Source organism: Acinetobacter sp. NRRL B-65365 (assembly GCF_001605865.1).
Taxonomy (GTDB): domain Bacteria; phylum Pseudomonadota; class Gammaproteobacteria; order Pseudomonadales; family Moraxellaceae; genus Acinetobacter; species Acinetobacter vivianii.
In genome coordinates this window covers 13,840-40,178 of the sequence record NZ_LRPD01000089.1, presented here as the reverse complement: position 1 = coordinate 40,178, position 26,339 = coordinate 13,840, and the positions used below count along the sequence as shown (strand labels likewise).

Below are 26,339 nucleotides of genomic sequence, written 5' to 3'. Positions count from 1 at the left end.
AACTTTTGACGATGCTGCATGGATAACGCAAACATGATTCCGATAAACTTTTGGTTCATCTTTGTCTCAAAGCCGAAACAAGACCTTTTGAGCAACTGTTCAACTGATCTCCCAATAGTTGAACAACTCGTTTCGATCCCCATCACACCCTGAAACATAAGATAACAAAGCCTTTTTACAATTATTTCCCTCTTTTCAGTTTTTTTAAAGTAAATTTGGTAATTATTTCTACTATTTTCTGCTTAAAACGAATTTTCTTTTAAAAATTAATTTTATTCACCAATAATTTTTTACTTTTTTAGCAATTTTTCTATTTTCTTTCTCATAAAAAAGCCCCGATTGTTTCAATCAGGGCTTTTTTACAGAAAAATTATTTATAAACCACGCCAGTCGACACGTGCATTACGCTCAGTGGCATAAATGCGCTGCACATATTGTCCAAGCGGCAAGTCGGATAAATAGTCATAATACTGTTTCAGTTCACCGTTAAACTGTTCAATATCGTCATTTTCCAATTCCCATGGCGTTCCCTTGATCACCAATAAAGGCGCGAGAATTGAACAGACTGCAATATCGGCCAGACCTAAACGGTCACCAACCAGATAACGCCCTTGATTATCGATCAGGCGTTGGTTGAGATCCGTAATCAGTTCCGTCATCCGCAACTTGGATTGCGCGACTTTTTCAGGGCTCAACTTATAATTGGTTGAAACCAGACTTTTTAAGATCGGCTTAGAAATTTTTTCAAACTGACGTAAATAGCCCTGCTCACCCATCATGATTTCAAGTGGATGATCACCGACGGATAATGCATGGGCCAAAGACCAGCGACGAACATGCACACCTAACTCATCAGCCAGCTTATCAATCTCTAAGGCTTGCTCACGTAACTGTTCATCACGTCTTAATAACGCATGCTCAGGATATGTCGTATCAAGATATAAAGCGATTTGGGTGGAATCAGCAATCCAGTGTTTATCATCCTTCAACATTGGCAATAAATATTGCCCTGATTTTAGGAAAGTAAATGCACGATGGAAGCCAGGAATCAAATTATGTGCAACATAGTCCAACTCCTTATGATCTAACAACCAGCGAGCTTTTTCACAATAGTGAGATAAAGGAAATTGGTATAAAACCCGCATAGACTCTCCAGATTTATTTTTCTACTCGATCAAACATAAGGTTTTTCATACTTTAGAAGTAAAAGCTAATGAATACAATGTCCTTTTCTGCCTATCTTTTTTAATTTTGACGAAGTTTTCTTTATCAATATTCTTGGTGAGATTATTCATTTCTTTCATAGCAAAAGATTTTTTGTACCATTCATTCAAGTCCAAATAATCATAACCCATTATTTTAACTGGAAATTTAATATTCATTTTTTTGTTATTTTTACCATAAAAAATGCTTAAGAATTATTGTGATAACTAAGCCATAACTGATGGTTTAGTGGAAAAGTAAAACTTTTGTAAAGTTCCTCTTATCTATTAGAGGTGCTCACATGTCCAGTAATCAATCAGTGATCGAAGCGCAAGTACAACTGATTTCAAATGATCAGCAGGCCATTAATGCTGCCTATCAAGTTGCTGACTTTGCATTAGAAGATCGGAATCATCGAGATCAAAATCGTATCTTACCCACCGAACAAATTGTTCAGTTTAGCCAAAAAGGTCTCGGTGGAATCCGTGTGCCACAACAATATGGCGGTGCATTTGTCTCCAACAAAACTTTGGCGCATGTGTTCCGTATTTTAACTAAGGCCGATGCCAATGTCGGACAAATTCCACAAAACCAGTTTGGTCTTTTAAATTTTATCAATATCACAGGTTCAGATTCACAAAAGCAGTTTATCTATTCTGAAATTCTTGCCGGCAAACGCATTGCCAATGGTGGGCCAGAGAAAAACTCAAGAGACACCAAAGCCATTCAAACCACCTTAAGTTTTGAGAATAATAAATATGTTTTAAATGGTGAAAAATTTTACTCTACTGGCACCAGCTTTGCGGACTGGTTAGCTATTCGCGCTCTACATCCTGAAGGTTATACCGTATTGGTAATTGTTGATCGTCATGCCGAAGGCGTGGAAGTGATTAATGACTGGAATGGCTTTGGGCAACGCACCACTGCCAGCGGCACAGTTAAATTAAACAATGTTGAGGTTGATCCTGCCTTATTTTTTGATGAACGCATTATTGCCGATACGCCGAATGTGCGTGGTGCTTACTCACAATTGTTACAAGTCGCGATTGATGTAGGCATTGCAGAGGCAGCCTTTGATGACACGTTAGCCAGCATTCGAAAAGCAAGACCAATCATCGATTCAGGGGTAGAAAAAGCCAGTGAAGAGCATTACACCCTGCAAGAAGTTGGCAAACTCAATATCTTACTCGATGCAGCCATTTTATTACTCGATGATGCTGCCGAATATCTGGATGAACTGGATCAACTCACGGAAATCTCTGCTGAGCAAGCTGCTCACGCCTCAATTTTAGTGGCTGAAGCAAAAATTTATGCCAATGATGCAGCCCTACATATCTCAGAAAAATTACTGGAACTTGGCGGCAGCCGTGCCAGTCTGAGCCAGCATAATCTTGATCAACACTGGCGCAATGCCCGTGTGCATACCTTACACGATCCTGTGCGTTGGAAATTCCATGCCATTGGTGACTATTACCTCAATGGTACGCACCCTGCCCGCCATGCCTGGATTTAAGGAGTAAATCATCATGACTTCATATCAAGAATTACAAGGTTTTGCCAAAACTCATTTTAAAGCAGCGCATGTTATTCAGAGTGATGCAGAAGCACTGGAAATTGCGACCCAACTGAGTCAGCAGTTTAAACAAAATGCTGTAGAACGCGACGCAAATCGGGACTTACCTTTTACAGAAATCGAAGCGTATAGCCAGTCAGGTTTATGGGCAATTACCGTACCTAAACAGTATGGCGGTGCAGAGGTTTCAAGCCTCACCGTTGCCAAAGTGATTGCCCTATTTAGTGGTGCAGATGGTTCGATTGGGCAAATTCCACAAAATCACTTCTATGCATTGGAAGTACTGCGAAATACAGGCACGGAAGCACAAAAGAAACGTCTCTATCAAGAAGTGTTACAAGGCGCTCGTTTTGGCAATGCACTGGCTGAATTTAAAACGCGTACTTCTGCCCATAAGCAAACCACATTGATTCCAAGCGAAAACGGTTATCTGATTCAAGGGGAAAAGTTTTATTGCACAGGCAGTTTATTCGCCCATCGTATTCCAACCTTAGTGCTGGATGAGGCGGGAAATGAGTTTCTGGCTTTTGTACAACGCGACAGCCAAGGCCTTGAGCTGATTGATGACTGGTCTGGTTTTGGTCAACGCACCACAGGTAGTGGCACAGTCAAGTTTAATCAGGTCTTTGTTGCCAAAGAAGATGTGATTCCTTTTGATACCGCATTCAAACAACTGTCTTTGGTTGGCCCCTTTGCGCAAATCATGCATGCTGCGATTGAAGTTGGGATTGCGCGTGCTGCATTTGAGGAAACATTGCAACGCGTGCGTGTGGCGCGTCCTTGGATTGATGCCAATATTGAAACAGCAACTCAAGATCCATTAACCCTGTCTGAATTGGGGCGCGTGGCAACTGATGTTAAAGCCAGTGAACTCCTACTCAAACAAGCCGCTCAATCTGTTGATGCTGCCAAACAATATCTTAATGCAGAAAGCTTAGCCAAAGCCTCAATTGATGTCGCCAAAGTTCGTGCGCATAGTACGGAAACCGCCTTAAAAGCCTCATCAAAATTGATTGAATTGGCTGGCAGCCGCGGTAGTCAACGTGCAGATGGTCTTGATCGTCATTGGCGTAATGCACGTGTACATACCTTACACGATGCCGCACGCTGGAAATATTACTTTATTGGCAATTATGTCCTGAATGGTATCTTACCACCACGCAGAGGGACGCTGTGATGAGTCAAAATATCCCGAAGAAAATTTTACTGAATGCTTTTGATATGAATTGTGTTGGCCATATCAATCATGGCTTATGGACCCATCCACGCGATCAATCACATCGTTTTAATGAGCTGAATTATTGGACTGAATTGGCACAAACCTTAGAACAAGGCTTGTTTGATGGTTTATTTTTAGCTGATATTACGGGCGTTTATGATGTCTATCAAAATGGGATCGATCTGACCTTAAAAGAGTCGATCCAGTTGCCTAGTCATGATCCTTCGACCTTGATTTCAGCAATGGCCTTGGTGACACAGAATTTAAGCTTTGGCGTGACCGTCAATCTCAGCTATGAACAGCCCTACCAATTTGCACGCCGTTTTGCCAGTCTTGATCATTTAACCCGAGGTCGTCTGGGCTGGAATATTGTCACAGGTTATCTGGATAGTGCCGAACGCCTGATTGGACAAAAAGGCTTAAAAGATCATGATGCGCGTTATGATCAGGCTGAGGAGTTTTTACAGCTTTGCTATCAATATTGGGAAGGTTCTTGGGAAAATGATGCTTTAAAGAAAGACAAGCAACAGCGTATTTTTACTGATCCCCAAAAAGTCCACACGATCAATCATCAAGGTCAATATTACCAAAGCCAAGGTGTGTTTCAGGTGGCGCCATCTGTACAACGCACTCCAACTTTATTTCAGGCAGGTGCTTCGCCGAAAGGACTACAGTTCGCCACACGTCATGCAGAATGTATTTTTATTGGCGGAGATCAACCGGAAAAGATTCGTCAGCAAGTCGATAAAATACAGCAGCAAGCAACTCAGCAAGGACGTAATGCACATGGCATTAAGATCTTTGTCGGGATTACCGTTGTTGTGGCTGAAACACACGAACTCGCACAGCAAAAACTGGCTGAATATCGCCAATATGCCAGCCCTGAAGCAGGTCTAGCGCATTATGCCAGTTCAGTCGGTATTGATCTTGCCAAGTTTGCTGACGATGAAGCAATCCCCTATCAAAAAAGCAACAGCATTGCTTCCGTCAATGAAAAATTTAAAGAACAGCGTATCAGTAAAAATGATCTGAAAGCGCAGCATGTTCTTGGTGGCCGTTATCCTCTCATCGTCGGTAGTGGCGCAGAGGTTGCGGAATACCTCATTGAACTGCTTGATCAGACAGGCATTGATGGTTTTAACCTGACCCGTACTGTTGCGCCTGAATCTCATCATGATTTTATTCGACTAGTGATCCCAGAGTTACAACAACGTGGACGTTATAAAACTGAATATACAACGGGTTCACTGCGTAACAAACTATTTGCTCAAGGTGACCATTTAGCCGCAAGCCATCCTGCCGATCAGTTCCGATGTAGAACGCATAACAATATAGATGATCTAAAAAGAATTGAAGAAATTAGTGCTTAGTACTTAAACGTTTAAGAATAGAATTGGAGAAATAAATGGCTCAAACTGCCTCAAAAAAATGGTTGGGTATTGGTCTTGTGGTTGTTATCGCAATTATCGCGTTATTCATCTGGAATAAACAAAGACACAGTAGTAGCAGTGAATTGGTGATTGGGATTAGCCCTTCTTTTGCACATCCACTACAAGTCGCTGCAGATGAAGCCAAACAACAGGGTTTAAATGTGAAATTGGTGGAATTTTCCGATTGGAATACGCCAAATATTACCTTAAATCATGGTGACATTGATGCGAACTTTTTCCAGCATCAACCCTTCTTGGATAATGCGATTAAGGAAACTGGCTTCAAGCTAAAATCCTTTGCTGCGGGTGCGGCTTCGCATGTAGGACTGTATTCGAAAAAATATAAAAGCTTTGATGAACTTCCAAATGGCGCAACGGTTGCCATCCCCAATGATCCCGTGAATCAAGGCCGTGCCCTACTGCTTTTACAACAAGCTAAGCTGATTGAACTGAAAGACAGCAACAATCATCTTTCTGCACTAAAAGACATTACTGCAAATCCGAAAAATCTGAAATTTACCGAAGTTGAAGGCCCTCAAACTGCACGTGCGATTGATGATGTTGATTTAGCTTTTGGCTATCCACATTACTTACGCTTGGCTAAAACGGCTGATCCTGAAAGTGCCCTACTGTTTGATGACAACACCAATAAGCGTTATGCCATTTTATTTGTGGTGCGTGATGACTATCAGGACAAAGACAACAAGCTACAGAAATTTGTCGAGATTTATCAAAATTCGCCGAAGGTCAAAGCCGCATTAGACAGCGATTTCGGCCCAACGCTCTGGTTCCCTGGTTGGAAATAAGGAGAACAATGATGGTGAGTTTTGGTTCACAGGTCGATTTTTCAGTTCCCCATCTGAAAATACGCGGTTTAAATAAATTTTATGAGGTACAAGGCCAACGCCTACACGCCTTGAAAGACATTCATCTGGATATTCCTAAAGCGCAGATTGTCGGCATTATCGGGAAAAGTGGTGCAGGTAAATCATCACTGATCCGTACCTTAAATGGGCTGGAAGCGATTGATACAGGCAGTATTTTGATTCACCAGCAGAATATTGCTGAGCTGAGTCATGCTGAACTGATCAAAACACGACAAAAAATTGGCATGATTTTTCAACATTTCAATTTAATGTCTGCAAAAACGGTGTGGGAAAATGTGGCTTTACCGCTACGTATCGCAGCTTATGACAAGGCCAAAATAGAGCAACGGGTCAGTCAGGTACTGGCGCTGGTGGGATTAAGTGCCAAACATCATGATTACCCGTCTCAACTTTCAGGTGGGCAGAAACAACGTGTTGGTATTGCTCGTGCTTTAGTTTCTCAGCCTGAAATTCTGCTCTGTGACGAAGCTACCTCGGCACTCGACCCAGAAAGTACCGCCAATATTCTCGCTTTGTTAAAACAGATCAATCGAGACTTGGGTTTGACCATTGTCTTGATCACGCATGAAATGCAGGTCATTCAGGAAATCTGCGATCAAGTGGTAGTGATTGATCATGGTGAAATCATCGAGTCTGGGCAAGTCTGGTCGGTATTTTCGAATCCACAACAACCGATCACGCAAGAATTACTCAATTTTGAACAGGTGAATTTACCCTTTGAATTGAGCCAATCTGCTGATCAGCACACCACACAGCAGATTTTAAAACTCAAATATGTAAGTGAATCGAAATCGGTTCCTGACCTGTATGAATTACTTGGCAGTTTTAATAGCCCCGTTCAGGTCTATCATAGTCAGGTAGATACTATTCAACAGCGAACCATTGGCTCACTGGTGATTGGAATTGGTCATTTCGGATTTGACTTAAATGATGCACAATTTGAACAACATCCTGCCATTACACAACTTGAGGTGATCGGTTATGTACAATCAACTCATTGATCTATTGTTGACGGGCACTATCGATACCTTAGTGATGGTGGGGGTTTCTGCCTTTATTGCCTTTTTGATTGGTCTGCCGATTGCCTTGATTTTAGTGAGTACCGCAGATTTTGGCATCTATCCATCCAAGAAAATTAATCAGTCCTTAGGCTGGGTCATTAACATTACCCGTTCTGTCCCTTTCCTGATTTTAATGGTGGCATTGATTCCATTTACCCGCTGGATTGTCGGAACAAGCTATGGCGTATTAGCTGCAATTGTACCCTTAACCATTGCTGCAATTCCCTTCTTTGCCCGTATTGCAGAAGTCAGCCTACGTGAAGTCGATCAAGGTCTGATTGAAGCCGCACAAGCAATGGGCTGTAACCGCAAACAGATTCTTTGGCACGTACTCCTTCCCGAAGCATTACCAGGCATCATTGCAGGCTTTACCGTGACCATTGTGACCATGATCAGTTCTTCTGCCATTGCGGGTGCGATCGGTGCAGGCGGGCTTGGAGACATTGCCTATCGCTATGGCTATCAGCGTTTTGATATGCAAGTCATGCTGGCGGTGATCGTGGTACTGATTGTTTTGGTGATGCTGGTTCAAACCACAGGTGATCATATTGCCCAACAGTTCGATAAACGCAAAGTTTAATGTCGAATTGATAATCCGCTCTAGCCATGACTTTGTCATGGCTTTCATGTAAAATCAGCAGCAATTTTTATATTACACATTTGTGAGTGGTTTCATGGGTTTTAATTGCGGTATTGTTGGTCTGCCAAACGTAGGTAAATCTACATTATTTAATGCATTAACAAAGGCAGCCATTGCTGCTGAAAACTTTCCGTTCTGTACCATTGAACCGAACACAGGCATCGTACCCGTACCAGATCCACGTTTGGACAAACTTTCTGCAATCGTAAAACCACAACGTATTTTACCAACCACAATGGAATTCGTTGATATCGCAGGTCTTGTTGCAGGTGCATCAAAAGGTGAAGGCTTAGGTAACCAGTTCCTTGCCAACATCCGTGAAACAGATGCCATTGCACACGTAGTTCGTTGTTTTGAAGATGAAAACGTCATTCACGTGAATGGTAAAATTGACCCATTAGATGACATCGCAACCATCAACACTGAACTGGCACTTGCGGATCTTGATACCGTTGCAAAAGCATTATTACGCTTAACTAAAGCAGCAAAAGGCGGCGACAAAGAAGCCGTTGCAACCAAAGCAGTTTTAGAAAAAATTCAGCCTTTGCTTGATGAAGGCAAACCAGCACGTGCGGCTGACCTTTCTGATGACGAACGTAAAGCAGTTCGTGGTTTCGGTTTAATGACCCTTAAACCAACCATGTATATTGCCAACGTGGCAGAAGATGGTTTTGAAAACAACCCGCATCTTGAAGCAGTACAAAAGCTCGCTGCTGAAGAAAATGCGATTGTTGTACCGCTTTGCAACCAGATCGAAGCAGAAATTTCATTACTTGAAGATGAAGATCGTGCTGAATTCCTTGAAGCAATGGGTATGGAAGAGCCAGGTTTAAACGTGGTGATTCGTGCAGGTTATAAATTACTTGGCCTACAAACCTATTTCACTGCGGGCGTACAAGAAGTTCGTGCTTGGACAGTTAAAGTCGGTGCAACTGCGCCACAAGCAGCTGGTGTGATTCACACTGACTTTGAAAAAGGCTTTATCCGTGCTGAATGTGTGGCTTATGACGACTTCATTCAATATAACGGTGAAAATGGCGCCAAAGAAGCAGGAAAATGGCGTTTAGAAGGTAAAACCTATGTTGTTCAAGACGGCGATGTATTACACTTCCGCTTTAATGTATAAATCAGTTTTTTGATTTCCAAACCGCCAGTAATGACCTTATTGGCGGTTTTTTTTATTTGCTCAAAGATAACTCCAACTTTAAACAGCCCATTAACTCAATAATTTTTGCAATCGCTGAGTCACATGCTGCCGTGCTTTTTTCTGCTTGAAGATTGTTGGAATATGCAATAAAAAGAACGAATAACGATATTTTTTATGGTCGCGTAAGGCTTCACTCAAATAATGGTAAAGCTCAAGTGCAGCTTCACGGTGAAAGGCCCATAAAGGCTGTTGCCGATACATCACCACATAATAGGCATCATTCGGCCAGTTCAATTCATGTTTCTGTCGATAACCACAAGATGCACATATCACCCCACCCCGACTTTGCACTGAATAGCGTGTACTCCAAGCGGTTAGATCATATCCTTCTGGTAAGTCATGGATCTGGTCAATGCCGCCAGAAAGATTCGGATAATAAAATGCAGCATGCCAGTAACCGCCACAAGCATCCTGAAAACGCGCATATTCAAAATCTGCATGCTGCTGAAAATAATCGACATCTTTTTTCAGCGGAATCTTTGCCAATCGGGCAAATTCAAAATCCGCCTTGGCCTGACATGCGGGACATTTAATATTTAATTTGCAAGGTAATGACCAATATTCGTAAATTCCTGTCATGTGTTTTTTAATTCTGACCACCACATTTGAATAGTGATAGCTTAACAACTGAATGAGTCTTTTAGAATCTTTGAATCCAATAAATGAAAAAGCCAAGCTTAATCAACTTGGCCTTGTATATGTGAGTCCAGTTCATCAAGCGACTGTTTGCGGCTTCATATCCATTTCAGCACGTTTCATTTGTGCTTCTTTTAAAATCCGTTGATGCAACGGCTTACGGAAACCCAGTAAGAAAACAAATTCAGCCAAAACAAATAAAGGGCCTATTGCCAAACCGATCAGATCATCCACAAAGGCGGGTTTTTTCTTCTCAAAATAATGTCCAACAAACTGAAATACCCAACCCACAACGAAAATACCAATACTTGCGCCCAACCAGCTCCACATAGGTAGTGCGGCAATTTTTACAGCGAAGGGATAGGCAACGATCATGATGATCAGCATCAGGATGCCAAACAGCTTATCTAGTGAAATATAATAGAGAATACTGAGTACAATCAGTACGGAAGCTAATGTGACTGAAACGCCCGATATTTCTACGCCAGCCCGGGCCGTTAAGCATAAAATTGAAAATACAATTAAAGGAATTCCCACAAAATGAGTCACAATATTATTTCGATCTAAGTGATAAGCTGCATATTGACTCAGTAAACGTTCCAGATTTGTCATTTTTCTTTCCTCATATCATTCGTTTATGCTGTTAATCTATAAGAAGTAGCGTGATCAAGTTGTCATGTAGCTGACAAATGGATGTCTTTTTAAACAAGGAAAAATCGTGTTAGAGCCGCTTTATATTCAGCATTTAAAAGAAAATTTATGGTTTCGCCATTTAGCTGAACCTTTTCAAAACTTTATTATCGAGCATGGTAAAAAGTACAGCGTTGAAAAAAATGCGGCAGTTTTTCATGCCCAAGATCGCTTTGATGGCGTATACGGTGTACTGGAAGGCTCGATTAGTCTGGGATATATCGATGTGAATGGCAATGAAGCGATTGCCGCCATTGCTGAGCCGATCATGTGGTTTGGTGAAATTTCCCTGATTGACCAGCAACCCCGTTCGCATGATGCCATTGCCTTAAAAAAGAGTGTCGTACTGCAAATTCCAGCCCAAGCGCTCAATGATTTTTTGCTAAAAAATCCCTATTACTGGTATTACTTTGCCCTGCTCACCAGCCAAAAACTACGTTACGTATTTTTAGAGCAAATCGCGATTCAAACCCAAAGCATTAGCCAACGTTTGGCACAGCGTCTGTTATTTATTCTGGAAGGATATGGCAACCGTTCAACGATTCAGGACTTTAATATTCAAATATCTCAGGATCAACTGGCCAATATGCTCACTGTCTCCAGACAAACGATCAACCACGAACTGAACCAGTTTGAAAAGCAAGGGGTGATTCAATTAGGATTCAAGAAAATTACAGTAATTGATCTGGACAGATTAAGACAATTCGCAACCGTGAGTGATCTAAAAACCTAAGATCAAGAGATAGCAATGCAGCTTAATGATTAAGCTCTGGATTGCAATATGCTTTTAAACTTAACACTAAATTAAAAGACAAACTCTCACTATAAAATGCTACGCATGCTCTAAAATATTTCACAAAATCAGTCTGCTTTCCTTATCTCAACACGTCTACATTAAAGCTAAGCATTATCGCTTATCCTCGCAGATGATAATCATGAAAAAAATCGCAACAATTCTAACAGCAGGCTTATTTACCGTATTAAGTGCTAGCGCATTTGCATGTCCAAAAGGAACTCAACTCCAGGGTGGCACTGGCCCAAACCATAAAGGTGGAAAATGTGTCGCAGCTGGTGTCGTGAAAGCCAAAAAAGAAACCACCAAAGCAACCCATACCGTAAAACATGATGCCATTAAAGCCAAAGACACCACTAAACATGAAGCGATGAAGGCAGCTTCGGCAACCAAAAAAGTAGCGAGTACAACAGCGACTCAAGCCAAACAGGAAGCGGCAAAAACAGTCAAAACCTCATAATCCAACGATAGCTTTAACCATAAAAAAGCGAGATCAATGATCTCGCTTTTTTATATGTACCCAATTATTTAGGAGAGGTATTTCCTAATGCAGGGTTATCAATCGCATCTTTACATTGTGCTTTATCACGCTCGTAGTCTGCCTGCTTTTGGGCAGATACATTTTCCTTATCTTTCACATCACGCGCCCAAGTATCCAGACTGGTCAATGCCTTACGGCAAAGCGCATATTTCCCTTCGGTCACTGAGTCTGTCATTTTGACATTGATCCGCCAATCAGTGCTGAGCTGGCGTAATGGTTTTCTAATCTTCTCTTCAATTTCAGCCGTTTGCTTGTTATAAACAATCGGATCAATTTCATTAATCAGTTTCCATGCAGCATTGGCATAGGTCGTTGCATCATTATTGAGTTTTGGCGCTGGCTTGATCTCTACCTTCTCTTTTGGCTCATCACCTGAGTTCCCGCAAGCAGCCAAGAAAAAGGCACTACACAACATGATTGCTGTTACACGAGTGTTTAGATTAGACATATCAGATCGCCGATGAAACATAAGGCCATTATGCTAGTCAATTTGGGAATAATTCTCAATCATTGTTACTGTTTTATCGTGCACAGAATTTTGCGATATCAGCGAAAGATTTCAGATTTATCTTGCGCTAAATTTTTCTGTCTTAATTTCAATAAAACAATCAATACCTCATCAGGAAGTAAATCCCTATGTCACAAATCAAAATTTATGCATTACAACAAACAATTGAACAGTTTAGAAACCAGCTTTCTCATGCCATTCATCAGGCGCTGGTCGACAGCTTGAATTATCCTGTTGAAAAGAAATTTCAGCGTTTTATCAGTCTTGCGACCAACGATTTTATTTATCCAGAGGATCGCAGTGACAATTATCTGATTATCGAAATATCAATGTTTGAAGGACGTAGTAAAGAAGCAAAAAAACACTTAATCGAGTTACTTTTTACTTATATTCAACAACAATGTGGGATTTTACCCCAAGACGTTGAAATCACGATTTTTGAAACACCAAAAGTCAACTGGGGAATTCGTGGGCAAAATGCGGAGGAATTAAAACTAGATTATCAAGTCAATGTTTAAATAAATCAAAGGGCTTTACCCACAATATTTTTGTCTAACAAAAAGCATGTTTTTTGTGTCATATAGGCTTAATTCAGCAAAAAGTTCTGCTATGCTTAAACACAAATTACTCAGGATAGGATTATTCGCATGAGCGTCACTCTTGGAACTCCACTTCAATCTTCTGCATTTAAGGTTTTACTGTTAGGTTCTGGAGAGCTTGGTAAAGAAGTTGTAATTTCTTTACAGCGCGTGGGTGTCGAAGTTCATGCCGCAGATCGTTATGATCACGCACCGGCAATGCAAGTGGCTCACTATGCTTATACCCTGAATATGGCCGATCCAGCCGAATTAAAACAACTGATTGAAAAGATCAAACCGAATCTGATTGTTCCTGAAATTGAAGCCATTGCCACTGAAGTCTTGGTCGAAATCGAACAAAATAAAACGGCTACGGTCATCCCATCGGCTAAAGCGGTGAACCTCACCATGAACCGTGAAGGAATTCGTCGTTTAGCTGCTGAAGAACTTGGTCTACCAACTTCAGCTTATCGCTTTGCCAACACTTTAGAAAGTTTTCGTGCCGCATGTGACGACATTGGTTATCCAAACTTCGTGAAACCTGTGATGTCATCGTCAGGTAAAGGCCAGTCTCGCGTCAAGAGCTTTGATGAAGTTGACGCTGCTTGGGATTATGCAATGCAAGGCGGTCGTGTTAATCAAGGTACCGTGATTATTGAATCGCAAATTGATTTTGATTTTGAAATTACCCTGCTTACCGTCCGTGCTAAAAATCCAGAAACGGGCGAAATTGAAACCCATTTCTGTGATCCGATCGGACATCGTCAAGATGCGGGCGATTATGTCGAGAGCTGGCAGCCGCAACAAATGACGCCTGCCGCGCTGGAAGAAGCAAAACGTATTGCCAATAAAGTAACTACAGCTTTAGGTGGCTGTGGTATTTTTGGGGTTGAGTTATTCATCAAGGGCGATAAAGTCTGGTTTAGTGAGGTTTCACCTCGCCCACACGATACAGGTCTCGTGACTTTGGCTTCACAATTCCAAAGCGAATTTGAATTGCATGCCCGTGCCATTTTAGGTTTACCTGTAAATACTGCGCGTCACAGTGTGGCAGCAAGTGCAGTCATCTATGCGGGTGTCGATGCGAAGAACCTTAGCTTTGCTGGCTTGAATCTTGCTTTAGCAAATCCAGATACAGACTTACGCCTCTTTGGAAAACCAGAAGGCTTTAAACGCCGTCGTATGGGCGTTGCCACTGCACGTGCTGAGACCACAGATCTTGCGCGTGAATTAGCACAACAAGCCGCAGACCAAGTGAGCGTACACACTAACTCTTAACCTATTGAGTAGACCCATTTTCATGATCAATACCTCTCCATTGTTGAACTACGTCACCAGTCATCATGATATTCAAGCCATTAACCAATGGCGAACGGATGTAGAAAATCAATTACAGGAGAGTTATGAAAATGGGCAACCGATTCGTGAAGTGATTGGCGCCCGTTCAGACTCGATTGATGAGGCGCTGATCTTTCTCTGGAATCATGCTGGTTTAAATCAAACTGAATTAGGTCTATTTGCAGTGGGTGGCTACGGCCGCCATGAAATGCTACCCTATTCAGATACCGACATTATGATTTTATCTGAGGATGAAATCAGTGAAGAACAAGAAAAACTGATCTCAACCTTTATTTCTTCTTTATGGGATGTTGGTAATTTCAAACCGGGCATCAGTGTTCGTACCATTCAAAACTGTGTTGAACAAGCCATTAATGACTTGACCGTTGCGACCACGCTGATTGAAGCACGACTCATTACTGGCAATCAGCAACTGGCAAAATGGCCACGTCGTATCGTGGCGCAAACATGGACGGATCAAACCTTCTATGATGCTAAAATGGCTGAACAAGCTAAGCGTTATGCACAGCACAACAATACGGAAAGCAACTTAGAGCCTGATATTAAAAATGCCCCGGGCGGTATTCGCGATATCAACCAGATCGGCTGGATTGCCAAGCGTCATTTCCGTGTTAATCGTATTTATGATCTGGTGCATTTGGGCTTTATTACCGAATTTGAACTCGGTGTACTCGAAGAAGCGGAAAGCTTTTTATGGGAAATCCGTACCCATTTGCATCGTCTTGCCAAACGCGACGAAAATCGTCTTTTATTCGAATATCAACGTGATATTGCAGCAAAATTTGGCTACGTACGTGAAGAAGGTCAGCCTGTTAATTTTGCAGTTGAGCAGTTCATGAAGCGCTATTATCGGACGGCGCAACAAGTTTCAACGCTGAATGAAATGCTACTGGCCTATTTCAATGAGTCAGTAATTACACCTCGCCTGCCTGATTATGAACGTCACATTATCGACATTAATGAACGTTTTAAAATTGTCGATGGCAAGCTTGCGGTTCAACATCACAAAGTCTTTTCAGAAGAGCCAAGCGCAATTCTGGAGTTGTTCTATCTGTTGGCGAATCGACCAGAAATTACTGGGATTCGTGCCCGTACCTTACGTCTGCTGGTACTTGCAGCAAAACGGATTGACCAGCGTTTCCGCGACAATCCAGAACATCAAGCCCTGTTCATGTCGATTATCCGTTCACCGCATTTATATAACACCATGGTGGCGATGAAACGTTACGGCGTTCTAGGCAATTACATTCCCGCATTTGGGCAGATTACTGGGTTAATGCAATACGACTTATTCCATATTTATACTGTCGATGCACACACTTTATTGCTACTCCGCAATTTGAGCCGTTTTAAAGAACCTGAATTCGCCAAAGAATTTCCCGTCGTAAGTTCTGTGTTCCAACGTATTTCCCGCCATGACATCGTGTACATGGCTGCAATTTTCCATGATATTGCCAAAGGTCGTGGCGGTGATCACAGTGAACTTGGCGCAATTGATGCGATTGAATTCTGTCGCACACATGGTTTTACCGAACGTGAATGCAAACTGGTGGCATGGCTGATCAACAATCATTTACTCATGTCACTCACGGCTCAGAAGAAAGATATTTCTGACCCAGATGAAGTCAAAGACTTTGCTGAAAAAGTCGGTGATATGGAGCATCTCGATTATCTCTATACCCTCACGGTTGCTGATATTAATGCAACGAATCCTAAGCTTTGGAATACATGGCGTGCATCATTAATGCGTCAGCTGTATACCTATGCGCGTGATGTGATACGTTCAGGCTTGGGCCGTCCAGTCGATTATCAAATGCTGATTGAAGACACCAAATTTGCGGCCAGTGAACTCTTGGTCAATGACTTCTCCCTTGCTGAAGTTGAGAAAGTCTGGCAAGAACTGGGCGATGAATACTTTGTTAAAGAATCAGCCAATGAAATTGCATGGCATACCCAAGCGATTCTGCAACACGGTGATAACCCAGAACCTCTGGTGTTATTACGTGCGCATCGTAATGCAGCAGATGATGCGGTACAGATCTTTATCTATACTCGTGATCAACCAAATCTATTTGCCACAACTGTCGCCGTATTAGACCGTATGAATCTGGATGTTCAGGATGCCCGTATTATTACGGCTTCGACATCATTCAGCCTAGACACCTATTTGGTTCTTGATCGTTTTGGTACTTTGTTGACCGATCCAGATCGCGAACGCAAAGTGAAAGCAGCCTTGGTCGATGCCTTAAGCCATTCAGACCAATATCCGGGGATTATGCAACGCCGTATCCCGCGTCATTTACGTCATTTTGATGTGCAGAATACAGTAGATATCGTCCTGAACCCGACCTTACAGCAACATATGGTCGAGATTTCAACGCTGGATCAACCCGGATTATTGGCGCGTATCGGGGGCTTATTCATGCTACAGGGTCTGGATATCCATTCTGCAAGAATTGCGACCTTGGGCGAACGCGCAGAAGATATTTTCTTTGTCACCAAGAAAAATGGTGTCTTGCTCACCGATGAAGAAGTCAAAACTTTTGTGGAAACACTAAAAGCCGCTTTGGATGAAGCATCGAATCAAATTTGTAATCCATCTTAAATTTTATTGTTTGGTAACTGTTTAAATGAACTCTAGCTTGTCGTTATTGCATCCCTATCCTTTTGAAAAGTTAAACCAGCTTTTTAAAGAGGTACAACCTGCCAATTTACCATTGATTCCCTTATCAATTGGTGAGCCAAAACATCCAGCGCCAGAGTTTGTGAAGCAAGCAATTATTGATAATTTTGCTCATTTATCGACCTATCCAAACAGTAAGGGCTTACCAGAACTGCGCCAAAGTATTGCACAATGGCTCACTAATCGCTTTAAGCTGAACCAGATCAGTGCAGAGGATCATATCCTGCCCGTTTCTGGAACACGTGAAGGGATTTTCTCTTTTGTACAGGCCTTGATTAAACGTGAAGATGCGCCTTATGTGGTGATGCCAAATCCGTTCTATCAAATTTATGAAGGTGCTGCCCTACTTGCAGGTGCAAAACCTTATTTCATTAACTGTACCGAAGAAAATGGCTACTTAGGTGACTTTGATGCAGTCCCAGCGGAAGTGTGGGAAAAAACAGCATTATTATTTGTTTGTACCCCGGGTAATCCGACAGGAACGGTTCTATCAAAAGAACAGTTTAAAAAGCTGATCGCCCTTTCTGATCAATATGATTTTGTAATTGCATCAGATGAATGCTATTCAGAACTCTGGTTTGATCAGGCACCGATTGGTCTGCTAGAAGTTTGTGCGGAAATGGGTCGTGACGATTATAAAAACTGTATCGTGTTCCATTCACTTTCTAAACGCTCAAACCTGCCGGGTATGCGCTCTGGCTTTGTTGCTGGTGATGCAGCTTTATTGAAACCTTATTTGCAATACCGCACCTATCACGGCGCTGCAATGCCCGTACAAAATCAACTGGCTTCAATCGCAGCATGGAATGATGAAGCGCACGTTGAAGAAAACCGCCAGCAATACCGTGCTAAATTTGATTTATTCCAGTCTGAACTCGGTCATTTATTGCCGTTACAAAAACCAGATGCGGGCTTTTATTATTGGTTAAAAGTGGATAATGATGAAACTTTTGCCAAGATGTTGATGGAAAAAGCACATATTAAAGTTTTACCGGGTCGTTATCTGTCTCGCGAGACTGAACAAGGCAATCCGGGTGAAGGTCATGTACGCATGGCGCTGGTTGCAGATTTAGCCCAGTGTGAAGAAGTGGTCAAACGTCTGAAAGCCGTTCTATAAATAAAAAATCCCCGAATATTCGGGGATTTTTTTAGCGCTATAAATTAGAAATCAAAACTTGCACTGAGCATAAAGGTACGCGGTAGACCTGCTACAACATAACCATTATTGGTATTTGAAGTGCTATTGATATTGTCAGATAAGCCAACAGAAGACCAATAATCTTTATTGAAGACATTATTCACTTTAAAGTTAAAAGTGGTTGGTGTTTGTCCAAGCTGGGTTTTATAGTTTGCACCGATATCCAGCGTAGTCCAGTCATTCACTTTTAACTTATTATCCAGACTTGCATAAGTCGAACCTGTATAAGTCAATTGTGCATTTAAGGAGATATCTTGCGGAACTGGCAATGCCCATTCAGCACCTAAATTGGCTTGAAACTTTGGCACACCAACTTCATTATTGTCATCATATAAGGCAGACCCTGTATTCTTTTGCTTGGCGTGTAGCCACGATGCACCGCCCAATACCGTAATTGAATCAGTCAGCTTGCCATAGGTATTTAGCTCGACACCACGATGAACGTATTCACCTGCATCACTAAACACCCCATCTTGCAAGACACCACGCTGCTTATTAATGTCAAATAAACTGATACTCGCACCTAAACGATCATTTTCGTATTTAGCACCAATTTCTTTTTGCTTGGCAACAAAAGGTTTAAGTGTTGTTGTGACATCCACTGTAGTATTACTTAACCCTTTCGCCAATGATTCGATATAGTTTGCATACACAGAAAATTCTGGCGTCAGTTTATAAGTCACACCTAAAGCAGGCGTCCATTTCGCCTCATTATATGCTGGATTGATTTTACTTCCATCGGTCTGATAGTTATAAGTTTCCTGCATGATCTTTTGATAGCGCGCGCCCAGCATCACGATCAACTTATCATCAAGCGCAGAAATATTATCCCCAATCGCGACACTTCTTAGACGGGTACGTGTGCCAAGCTTAGGATCATTGACACGCTCTGGATTACCAATCGTCAATTCAGGTGCATTGCTATAATCTGGATGCAGAATATTAGTGGTGTCACTTCCGCTCATGGCCCAGCCATTACGGGTATTTTGCTGGAATGCAGAGCCTGATAACACTAGATTATGCTGGATAGAACCAGTCTGTAACTTACCGCGAATACCAATTTCACCAGTATTCACCATATCGACCCGACCATTGTCAAAGCGTGAATATTTCGCATCACCATTAGAGACATTGGTTAAAGTCGGATTTGCCAGACTATTTTGCTCTTCACCATGACGGAAGCCATAGGCTGCATAGGCAGTCACCGCATCACTTAAATCATATTCTGCACGGTAACTTCCAAACACATCTTCTTCGTTGGAATAGGTCCATTTTTGTGCATAGTTACGACTCGCCTTTATTGCAGCAGGCACTTCAGTCAAACCTGCAAGTGAAATATTAGGCCGTGTCGCAGTTAAACGATTATTGCTATAGCCCATATCTCCAGATAAACGTAGGCGATCACCACGGTAGTCTAGACCAATTGAAGCCAGACCTAATGAGTTTTTTTCATCATCAACGCTGGTATTGCCACCATGATAAGCGGTGTTTACACGGACACCAAACTCTTGGTTTTCGCCAAAGCGACGAGACATATCACTGGCAATTTGGCCACCGTTAAAATCTGTACCAACCGTAACACGATTTAATGGTTCATTACCTGCACGTTTTGGCAATAGATTAATTGCCCCACCAATTCCGCCATTGCCCGGCATCGCACCATTTAAGAAAGATGAAGCACCTTTAAGCACTTCGACACGTTCAAATAGCTCTGCTGGAATATATTGGCGTGGCAGAATCGAATATAGACCATTATAAGCGGTATCATCCGAACCTAAATTAAAACCACGGATGTAATAAGATTCCTGAAAGTTTCCGAAGCCACGCCCAACACGAACGCTTGGATCAGCCTTTAATACATCCCCTACACTTTTAGCTTGCTTGGACTGAATATATTCATTGGTATAACTGGTTAAGTTGAAGGGTGTATCCAGATTCTTCTGATTACCAAAGATCCCGACGCGACCACCGCTAGCAACTTGTCCACCTGCAAAAGGATCCATTAAACCATCTGCTGAAGCATCCGCACTCGCAGTAATACGAATTGTATTTAATGTCACGGTTGCATCCGCTGCTTGCCCCTGTTGCACTTCATCTGCAAAAACAGCCGTTGTCCCCATCGAAGCGCATGTCATCATCAATACTAATGGTTTAAGTTTTCTACCCATGATTTATTTCAGCCGACTTTAAAAAACCGCATAATAAATGAGAATTAATACGTTTTACACTATTTTTTATCTATATATGCCATTCCATAATTTCATGATTTTTCCAGACTTAAACGGCATTAAAATTAACAGACTGAATTCAATCAATATAAAATTTAAAGCCATCTATTCTTAAGAAATTTCACTATTTTCTTAGCCAAGCTGCCCTATAAATAAAATGATCGAGATCATCACCATCAGGCCACCAGAAACCCGACTGACGACTTTCACAGCCATTGGACGCGTTGCCAAAAGTTTATTCGCTGCAATTCCCACCAGCACATAAACGACTGCACAACTGAGTAGGTGAATCATACCCAGCAAAATAATCTGGGTTGTGGGTGCAAAAGACATTTCAGGATGAATAAACGGCGGCAATAAAGCAAAAAACAGCAATAAGACTTTGGGATTTAACCCACTAATCCCCACACCTTTCAGCAACCACGAACGTGCCGAATCTAAGGTTTGTGTTTCATTATGATCACTCGAAATGGTAGCAGGATGAATCAATAAATTTGCACCCATCCATAGCAGATAACAGGCACCTAAAATCGTCATGGTGGTTAACAGTATTGGATAATGTTGCAGTAATGCACCTACCCCAGCAGCCACACACAAGATTGCAATAAAATGTCCCAAAATCAGGCCAGTCACCGCATTTAAGACAAAATTCCCCTTAATGCCTGCAAGAATGGCATAGGCCCAGTCTGCACCTGGCGTTAACACAAATAAGATCGAAACACACCAGAAAGCAAAAATTACACTGAGTTCCATAAGCCAAGCCCTTCCTGCATCAGCAACGCTATTTTTAATAGCTTTCTTTTTCACCATTTGGTGAAGATTGTTGAGAAAGGATATGCTTTAATGGTAAAAATGTTATTCCAAATACTTCTATTTATTTAACGCCAATAGGGAGATTCTTCCAAGTGGATCGCATCGATAAGAAAATTATTGCTGAACTACAGGCAAATGGACGATTATCTATCACCGAATTGGCGGAAAGAATCGGCTTAAGCCTGTCTCCTTGCCATCGTCGCGTCAAAGCTTTAGAAGAAAGTGGCGTGATCAAAGGTTATCACGCTGATCTGGAAGCCTCAAAAATCGGTCTCAATTTCTCTGCGATTATCTTTGTAACCTTGAAAGATGGCGATAAAACTGCCCTGTCCAGCTTTGAAGAAAAAGTCACTGAAATTGCCAATGTGATTCAGGCGCAGCGTTTATTCGGAAATCCTGACTATTTACTGCATGTCGTTGCCAAAGATCTGGCAAGTTTCCAGAAGCTCTATGACGACAGTCTCTCTGCTTTGCCAAATGTACAACGTCTGACCTCGACCATTGTCATGAAAAATGTAGTATCCAACCGACTATTGCCTTTATAAAAAGGGCTTATCATTTTGGGTCAAACTAAAATGTATCAATGTGAATAAAGTCACTTATTTTCTTAGGTAAAAGGTAAGCAAAATGGGCAGCTTTATTAATTTTTTTATCTGTCCATTGCATCTTGACCTACTGTTGAAATCTTCGTCTATACTTAGCCATCAAAACTTGATGACTATGGAAAGATGACTTCTCAAACTCCCAAGAAAATAAAGAAAAAGGGTTGGCTCATTTTAGCAATCGTTGTTGTACTTTTAATTATTGTAATCGTGGTTTGGCAGACTGGAACTGCTAAAAAAACAACAGCTGCGAAACAGCAAAAAAATGCCGATACTACCGCACAGAAAGCGGCACTCACCGTTACCGTGGTTTCTCCTCAACAGCAAAACTGGAAACAGACATTTACGGCGAATGGCAATATTGCTGCATGGCAAGAAGTAGTGATTGGTAGTGAACTCTCTGGCCAGCGTCTGACTCGGGTGAATGTCAATGTTGGTGATGAAGTACGACGCGGTCAGGTTTTAGCGGAGATTAACAGTGAAACCATCCGTGCCGATCTCGCAGCAGCGAAAGCCAGTTATGCAGAAGCACAAGCTGTGCTTACCGATGCCATCACCAATAACAAACGTATTCAGCAACTCAAGAACACAGGTGCCATTTCAGCTCAGGAAGCTACCCAATATCAAACATCTCAAGCCACTGCTCAAGCCAAGCTAGATGCAGCTAGAGCACAGATTGAAAGTAATCAATTACGTTTAGCTCAAACCAGAGTGGTTTCGCCTGACAATGGTGTCATTTCAGCACGAACTGCTACGGTAGGTTCATTAGCGCAAACTGGACAGGAACTTTTCCGTCTGATTCGCGACCATCGTCTGGAATGGCGCGCAGAAGTGACCACCGCTGATTTGTATAAGCTCAAACAAGGCATGACAGCACATATCATTTCACCTGATCCAGCCCAACCCGCCGTGACAGGTAAAGTGAGAATGATTGCACCTGTGATTGATCCACAAACCCGTTATGGACTGGTGTATGTGGATATTCCAACTACACAGGCTGTACGCATGGGGATGTTTGTCAAAGGTGAATTTGATTTAGGCCAGAAACTCGCATTAACCGTTCCACAAACAGCGCTGTTGTTACGCGATGGTTTTTCTTATGTGTTTACGGTCAATGACAAAAATCGTGTGACTCAACAGAAAGTCAATGTTGGGCGTCGTCTAGGCGATCGGGTTGAAATTTTAGATTTGGCACCGAATGTCAAAGTGGTGTCTTCAGGCACAGGTTTCTTGGCAGATGGTGATCTTGTCAGTATTGCCAAAGACATTCCAGACACACCACTCACCAAACAGCTCGTGACCACACAGGAGAAATAATATGAATTTCTCCGCTTGGTCGATCCGAAATCCAATTCCTGGCATCCTGTTATTTATCATGCTGGGATTGGCAGGATTATTATGCTTTAAATGGATGAAGATCCAGCAGTTCCCAGATATTGAACTACCCATGGTGACTGTAACCGCTGCCCTTCCGGGTGCTGCGCCGCCACAACTTGAGACCGAAGTAGCACGTAAAATCGAAAACTCGATTGCGACCCTGCAAGGACTCAGAAACCAGTACACCAATATTCAGGATGGTGTTGTCACCGTTACTGCCGAGTTCCAGCTGGAAAAACCCTTGCAGGAAGCAGTGGATGATGTGCGTAATGCCGTGTCACAAGTCCGTTCAGATTTACCTGCTGATTTACGAGATCCAATTGTCAGTAAGATTAACCTGTCTGGCTCACCTATTCTGACCTATACCATCCAGTCGCCCAAGATGGATGAAGAAGCACTGTCTTGGTTTGTGGATTACGATATTGCCCGCGCCATGCTCCAAGTCAAAGGTGTTGGTGCAGTAGCACGTGTGGGTGGTGTCACACGTCAGGTTGATGTTGAACTTGATCCTGAAAAACTCTTGGCGCTAAATGCAACGGCGACAGACATAACCCGTCAACTGCGCTTAATCCAGCAAGATGCCTCGGGTGGTCAAACCAAAATCGGTGGCAGTGAACAATCCATTCGGACCATTGCCACAGTCAAAACAGCCGATGAAATTGGTGCAATGGATATTGCGTTGAGTGATGGTCGGCATATTCGTCTGGATCAGGTTGCCACTGTTCGGGATGGGATTGCGGAAAGACGTTCGGCTGCACTGTTAAATGGACAACCCGTCATTGGTTTTGAAATCACCCGTAGTAAAGGGGCCAGTGAAGTTGATGTGCAAAAAGGTGTTACTGAAGCACTGGATAAACTGAAAACGGCACATCCAGATATCAAGATCACCGAAGCGTTTAACTTCGTCAATCCTGTAGTCGACAATTACGAAGGCTCAATGTCGCTCTTGTATGAAGGCGCTATTCTGGCAATCTTGGTGGTGTGGTTATTCTTACGCGACTGGCGTGCCACGATTATTGCAGCAACGGCCCTGCCATTGTCCATCCTACCCGCCATGATCGGCATGTATTTCTTTGGTTTTACCCTCAATACCGTGACGCTACTGGCCATGTCACTGGTGGTGGGTATTCTGGTCGATGATGCGATTGTTGAAATTGAAAATATCATCCGGCATCTGCGCATGGGCAAGACACCGTATGAAGCCGCGATGGAAGCCGCAGATGAAATTGGTCTGGCCGTTATTGCCACCACTTTTACCCTGATTGCCGTATTCCTTCCAACGGCCTTTATGAGTGGGATTGCAGGAAAATTCTTTGTTCAGTTTGGCTGGACAGCAGCATTGGCAATTTTTGCTTCCCTCTTGGTTGCACGTTTACTCACTCCAATGATGTCTGCCTATATCCTGAAGCCTTGGATCGGCAAAGTCGAACAACAGGACGATGCTTCCGATGCCAAAACGGCGGCAGATCAAGGTACAGTACGTTTAGCGAAAGATCGTGCCAAAGATGGCAAAGTCATGCGTGGTTATATGCGTCTGGTCACTTGGTGTCTCAATCACCGCTGGATCACTTTAGGCGGCGCAATTGCCTTCTTTATTGCCTCGGTCATGTTGATTCCCTTATTACCGACTGGGTTTGTGCCTCCACCAGATACAGGACAAACACAGGTTCGTCTGGAATTAACACCCGGCTCCCAATTTGGAGATACGCTTAAAACGGCTGAATACGCACGTAACCTGATTAAAGATCATCCTGAAATTAAAAGTATCTATACCACCATTGGTGGTGGTGCTGCGGGAACAGATCCATTTTCAGGTGGCGCATCGGGTGAACCACGTAAAGCCACTTTAACCATTCAAACTACGGAGCGTTCTGATCGTAGTGCCAGCTTGCAAGACATTGAAGACCAATTGCGACAGCGTCTGGCACCATTGCCTGGTGCTCGCATCCAAGTCGGACTTGCAGGCAACAATAGCCAATATCAAATTGCACTTTCTGGCGATGATCCCGATACATTAATGGCGACAGCACGTAGCCTTGAACGTGAATTACGAACTGTTCCAAATGTGGGAAGTATCACCTCAAGTGCTGCCCTGATTCGTCCTGAATTGGTGATTCGTCCTGATTTTGCCAAAGCGGCTGATTTAGGTGTCACCACCTATGATATTGCAGAGACTTTGCGTATCGCAACTGCAGGTGATTTTGACCAGAATCTAGCCAAGTTAAACCTGTCACAACGTCAGATTCCTGTGGTGATCAAGCTACCGCTATCAGCACGTCAGGATCAGGAGCTGATGAAACGCTTAATGGTCAAAGGCAGTCATGGCCCCGTCATGTTAGGCACCATTGCTGATGTCAACATTGAAAGTGGCCCATCACAAATTGACCGCTTTAACCGTCTACGTAATATCAACTTTACCATTGAGCTGAATAATCAGCCGCTGGGAGATATCGCCGCAAAAGTTGACCAACTCCCAACCATGAAGAATCTGCCCCCAACGGTGAAACGTACCAATATTGGTGATGCCGAAGTCATGCAGGAACTGTTCTCAAGCTTTGGTCTGGCGATGCTAACAGGCGTATTGTGTATTTATGTGGTACTGGTGCTGTTATTCAAAGACTTCCTGCAACCGATTACCATTCTGGTGGCCTTACCTTTATCGCTTGGCGGTGCATTCGTGATGTTACTATTAGCGAAAAGCAGTTTCTCGATGCCAAGCTTGATCGGTCTGATTATGTTGATGGGGATTGCCAGCAAGAACTCGATTCTATTGGTGGATTACGCCATTATTGCTAGAGATGAGAAGCATTATTCCCGCTTCAATGCCCTGCTGGATGCTTGCCATAAACGGGCACGCCCGATTATCATGACCACGCTGGCAATGGGTGCAGGTATGTTGCCAATCGCCTTAGGTATTGGTACAGATCCGAGCTTCCGTGCGCCTATGGCGATTTCCGTGATTGGAGGTTTGATTACCAGTACCTTCTTGTCATTACTGGTGATTCCTGTGGTGTATACCTTTATTGACGATATTAATCGCAAGATACATAGTTTCAGGAAAACCGAGCCTCAACCTATTAAACCATCCCAATAGCATTTAATAAAAAAGACGG

General features: G+C 42.7%; 22 protein-coding genes. 16 read left to right on the top strand and 6 right to left on the bottom strand.

Annotation, left to right across the window (positions count from 1 at the left end; all coding sequences use genetic code 11):
* Positions 1–374: 374 nt before the first annotated feature.
* The gene (locus AWW72_RS18915; protein WP_005257103.1) at positions 375–1,145 is read right to left on the bottom strand and encodes a glutathione S-transferase family protein; all 771 of its coding nucleotides are present in this window, start codon (positions 1,143–1,145) and stop codon (positions 375–377) included.
* Between the two features lie 359 nt (positions 1,146–1,504).
* Here AWW72_RS18915 and AWW72_RS18905 point away from each other — a divergent pair, with 359 nt between their 5' ends.
* The 7 genes from AWW72_RS18905 to ychF all read left to right on the top strand — a co-directional run bounded on the left by AWW72_RS18905 (position 1,505) and on the right by ychF (position 9,139).
* Positions 1,505–2,716 carry an SfnB family sulfur acquisition oxidoreductase gene (locus tag AWW72_RS18905; RefSeq protein WP_062848348.1) on the top strand — a complete coding sequence of 404 codons (1,212 nt, stop codon included), beginning with the start codon at positions 1,505–1,507 and terminating at the stop codon, positions 2,714–2,716.
* 13 nt (positions 2,717–2,729) lie between these two features.
* Positions 2,730–3,953, top strand: coding sequence for an SfnB family sulfur acquisition oxidoreductase (locus AWW72_RS18900; RefSeq protein WP_062848347.1), 1,224 nt, complete (start codon positions 2,730–2,732; stop codon positions 3,951–3,953).
* A complete protein-coding gene (locus AWW72_RS18895; RefSeq protein WP_062848346.1) occupies positions 3,953–5,365 on the top strand; it encodes an LLM class flavin-dependent oxidoreductase in 1,413 nt (470 codons plus the stop codon). The genes AWW72_RS18900 and AWW72_RS18895 overlap by 1 nt, the downstream gene beginning before the upstream one ends.
* 35 nt (positions 5,366–5,400) lie before the next feature.
* Positions 5,401–6,231 carry a MetQ/NlpA family ABC transporter substrate-binding protein gene (locus AWW72_RS18890; RefSeq protein WP_004771762.1) on the top strand — a complete coding sequence of 277 codons (831 nt, stop codon included), beginning with the start codon at positions 5,401–5,403 and terminating at the stop codon, positions 6,229–6,231.
* Positions 6,232–6,242: 11 nt separating this feature from the next.
* Complete coding sequence (locus AWW72_RS18885) at positions 6,243–7,313, top strand: methionine ABC transporter ATP-binding protein (protein ID WP_062848345.1); 1,071 nt, start codon at positions 6,243–6,245, stop codon at positions 7,311–7,313.
* Positions 7,294–7,953 (top strand): methionine ABC transporter permease, encoded by a 660-nt coding sequence (locus AWW72_RS18880; protein ID WP_062848344.1) that lies wholly within the window; start codon positions 7,294–7,296, stop codon positions 7,951–7,953. The genes AWW72_RS18885 and AWW72_RS18880 overlap by 20 nt, the downstream gene beginning before the upstream one ends.
* Before the next feature lie 94 nt (positions 7,954–8,047).
* Positions 8,048–9,139 carry a redox-regulated ATPase YchF gene (gene ychF, locus AWW72_RS18875; protein ID WP_062848343.1) on the top strand — a complete coding sequence of 364 codons (1,092 nt, stop codon included), beginning with the start codon at positions 8,048–8,050 and terminating at the stop codon, positions 9,137–9,139.
* A gap of 90 nt (positions 9,140–9,229) precedes the next feature.
* Here the strand turns inward: ychF and AWW72_RS18870 are convergent, their stop codons facing one another.
* Positions 9,230–9,799, bottom strand: coding sequence for a hypothetical protein (locus tag AWW72_RS18870; protein WP_062848356.1), 570 nt, complete (start codon positions 9,797–9,799; stop codon positions 9,230–9,232).
* 135 nt (positions 9,800–9,934) lie between these two features.
* Complete coding sequence (locus tag AWW72_RS18865) at positions 9,935–10,468, bottom strand: Mpo1 family 2-hydroxy fatty acid dioxygenase (RefSeq protein ID WP_004771756.1); 534 nt, start codon at positions 10,466–10,468, stop codon at positions 9,935–9,937.
* 106 nt (positions 10,469–10,574) lie between these two features.
* Between AWW72_RS18865 and AWW72_RS18860 the strand changes: the two genes are divergently transcribed.
* Positions 10,575–11,279: a Crp/Fnr family transcriptional regulator gene (locus tag AWW72_RS18860; protein WP_062848342.1), complete on the top strand. Its 705-nt coding sequence runs from the start codon at positions 10,575–10,577 to the stop codon at positions 11,277–11,279.
* A 202-nt stretch (positions 11,280–11,481) separates the two neighbouring features.
* Positions 11,482–11,799 carry a hypothetical protein gene (locus AWW72_RS18855; protein ID WP_062848341.1) on the top strand — a complete coding sequence of 106 codons (318 nt, stop codon included), beginning with the start codon at positions 11,482–11,484 and terminating at the stop codon, positions 11,797–11,799.
* Positions 11,800–11,863: 64 nt separating this feature from the next.
* Here AWW72_RS18855 and AWW72_RS18850 read toward each other — a convergent pair whose 3' ends face one another.
* Positions 11,864–12,328 carry a hypothetical protein gene (locus tag AWW72_RS18850; protein ID WP_062848340.1) on the bottom strand — a complete coding sequence of 155 codons (465 nt, stop codon included), beginning with the start codon at positions 12,326–12,328 and terminating at the stop codon, positions 11,864–11,866.
* Between the two features lie 188 nt (positions 12,329–12,516).
* Between AWW72_RS18850 and AWW72_RS18845 the strand changes: the two genes are divergently transcribed.
* From AWW72_RS18845 to dapC, 4 genes are all read left to right on the top strand, one after another.
* Positions 12,517–12,906: a tautomerase family protein gene (locus tag AWW72_RS18845; RefSeq protein WP_062848339.1), complete on the top strand. Its 390-nt coding sequence runs from the start codon at positions 12,517–12,519 to the stop codon at positions 12,904–12,906.
* 120 nt (positions 12,907–13,026) lie between these two features.
* Entirely contained in the window at positions 13,027–14,244 is a 1,218-nt protein-coding gene (gene purT / locus AWW72_RS18840) for a formate-dependent phosphoribosylglycinamide formyltransferase (RefSeq protein WP_171254756.1), read from the top strand.
* A 22-nt stretch (positions 14,245–14,266) separates the two neighbouring features.
* Positions 14,267–16,930, top strand: coding sequence for a [protein-PII] uridylyltransferase (gene glnD / locus AWW72_RS18835; protein ID WP_062848337.1), 2,664 nt, complete (start codon positions 14,267–14,269; stop codon positions 16,928–16,930).
* Positions 16,931–16,955: 25 nt separating this feature from the next.
* Positions 16,956–18,125 (top strand): succinyldiaminopimelate transaminase, encoded by a 1,170-nt coding sequence (dapC, locus tag AWW72_RS18830; protein ID WP_062848336.1) that lies wholly within the window; start codon positions 16,956–16,958, stop codon positions 18,123–18,125.
* A 44-nt stretch (positions 18,126–18,169) separates the two neighbouring features.
* Here dapC and AWW72_RS18825 read toward each other — a convergent pair whose 3' ends face one another.
* Entirely contained in the window at positions 18,170–20,374 is a 2,205-nt protein-coding gene (locus tag AWW72_RS18825; protein WP_062848335.1) for a TonB-dependent receptor, read from the bottom strand.
* Positions 20,375–20,566: 192 nt separating this feature from the next.
* Positions 20,567–21,187 carry a LysE family translocator gene (locus tag AWW72_RS18820; protein ID WP_005257070.1) on the bottom strand — a complete coding sequence of 207 codons (621 nt, stop codon included), beginning with the start codon at positions 21,185–21,187 and terminating at the stop codon, positions 20,567–20,569.
* A 152-nt stretch (positions 21,188–21,339) separates the two neighbouring features.
* On the opposite strand from AWW72_RS18820, the gene AWW72_RS18815 reads away from it, so the two are divergent.
* From AWW72_RS18815 to AWW72_RS18805, 3 genes are all read left to right on the top strand, one after another.
* Entirely contained in the window at positions 21,340–21,792 is a 453-nt protein-coding gene (locus AWW72_RS18815) for an Lrp/AsnC family transcriptional regulator (protein ID WP_047432711.1), read from the top strand.
* Between the two features lie 183 nt (positions 21,793–21,975).
* On the top strand, positions 21,976–23,166 hold the full coding sequence (locus AWW72_RS18810; RefSeq protein ID WP_062848334.1) for an efflux RND transporter periplasmic adaptor subunit: 1,191 nt from the start codon (positions 21,976–21,978) through the stop codon (positions 23,164–23,166).
* Between the two features lies 1 nt (position 23,167).
* A complete protein-coding gene (locus AWW72_RS18805; RefSeq protein WP_062848333.1) occupies positions 23,168–26,320 on the top strand; it encodes an efflux RND transporter permease subunit in 3,153 nt (1,050 codons plus the stop codon).
* Positions 26,321–26,339: the final 19 nt, after the last annotated feature.

Bases quoted from the DNA above. Each gene is read 5' to 3' on its own strand.
- AWW72_RS18845 (WP_062848339.1), top strand. From the start codon at position 12,517: ATGTCACAAATCAAAATTTATGCATTACAACAAACAATTGAACAGTTT.
- AWW72_RS18805 (WP_062848333.1), top strand. From the start codon at position 23,168: ATGAATTTCTCCGCTTGGTCGATCCGAAATCCAATTCCTGGCATCCTG.
- AWW72_RS18890 (WP_004771762.1), top strand. From the start codon at position 5,401: ATGGCTCAAACTGCCTCAAAAAAATGGTTGGGTATTGGTCTTGTGGTT.
- AWW72_RS18820 (WP_005257070.1), bottom strand. From the start codon at position 21,187: ATGGAACTCAGTGTAATTTTTGCTTTCTGGTGTGTTTCGATCTTATTT.
- ychF (WP_062848343.1), top strand. From the start codon at position 8,048: ATGGGTTTTAATTGCGGTATTGTTGGTCTGCCAAACGTAGGTAAATCT.
- AWW72_RS18905 (WP_062848348.1), top strand. From the start codon at position 1,505: ATGTCCAGTAATCAATCAGTGATCGAAGCGCAAGTACAACTGATTTCA.
- AWW72_RS18885 (WP_062848345.1), top strand. From the start codon at position 6,243: ATGGTGAGTTTTGGTTCACAGGTCGATTTTTCAGTTCCCCATCTGAAA.
- AWW72_RS18850 (WP_062848340.1), bottom strand. From the start codon at position 12,328: ATGTCTAATCTAAACACTCGTGTAACAGCAATCATGTTGTGTAGTGCC.
- dapC (WP_062848336.1), top strand. From the start codon at position 16,956: ATGAACTCTAGCTTGTCGTTATTGCATCCCTATCCTTTTGAAAAGTTA.
- AWW72_RS18810 (WP_062848334.1), top strand. From the start codon at position 21,976: ATGACTTCTCAAACTCCCAAGAAAATAAAGAAAAAGGGTTGGCTCATT.
- AWW72_RS18870 (WP_062848356.1), bottom strand. From the start codon at position 9,799: ATGACAGGAATTTACGAATATTGGTCATTACCTTGCAAATTAAATATT.
- AWW72_RS18865 (WP_004771756.1), bottom strand. From the start codon at position 10,468: ATGACAAATCTGGAACGTTTACTGAGTCAATATGCAGCTTATCACTTA.
- AWW72_RS18880 (WP_062848344.1), top strand. From the start codon at position 7,294: ATGTACAATCAACTCATTGATCTATTGTTGACGGGCACTATCGATACC.
- glnD (WP_062848337.1), top strand. From the start codon at position 14,267: ATGATCAATACCTCTCCATTGTTGAACTACGTCACCAGTCATCATGAT.
- AWW72_RS18855 (WP_062848341.1), top strand. From the start codon at position 11,482: ATGAAAAAAATCGCAACAATTCTAACAGCAGGCTTATTTACCGTATTA.
- AWW72_RS18895 (WP_062848346.1), top strand. From the start codon at position 3,953: ATGAGTCAAAATATCCCGAAGAAAATTTTACTGAATGCTTTTGATATG.
- AWW72_RS18900 (WP_062848347.1), top strand. From the start codon at position 2,730: ATGACTTCATATCAAGAATTACAAGGTTTTGCCAAAACTCATTTTAAA.
- AWW72_RS18915 (WP_005257103.1), bottom strand. From the start codon at position 1,145: ATGCGGGTTTTATACCAATTTCCTTTATCTCACTATTGTGAAAAAGCT.
- AWW72_RS18825 (WP_062848335.1), bottom strand. From the start codon at position 20,374: ATGGGTAGAAAACTTAAACCATTAGTATTGATGATGACATGCGCTTCG.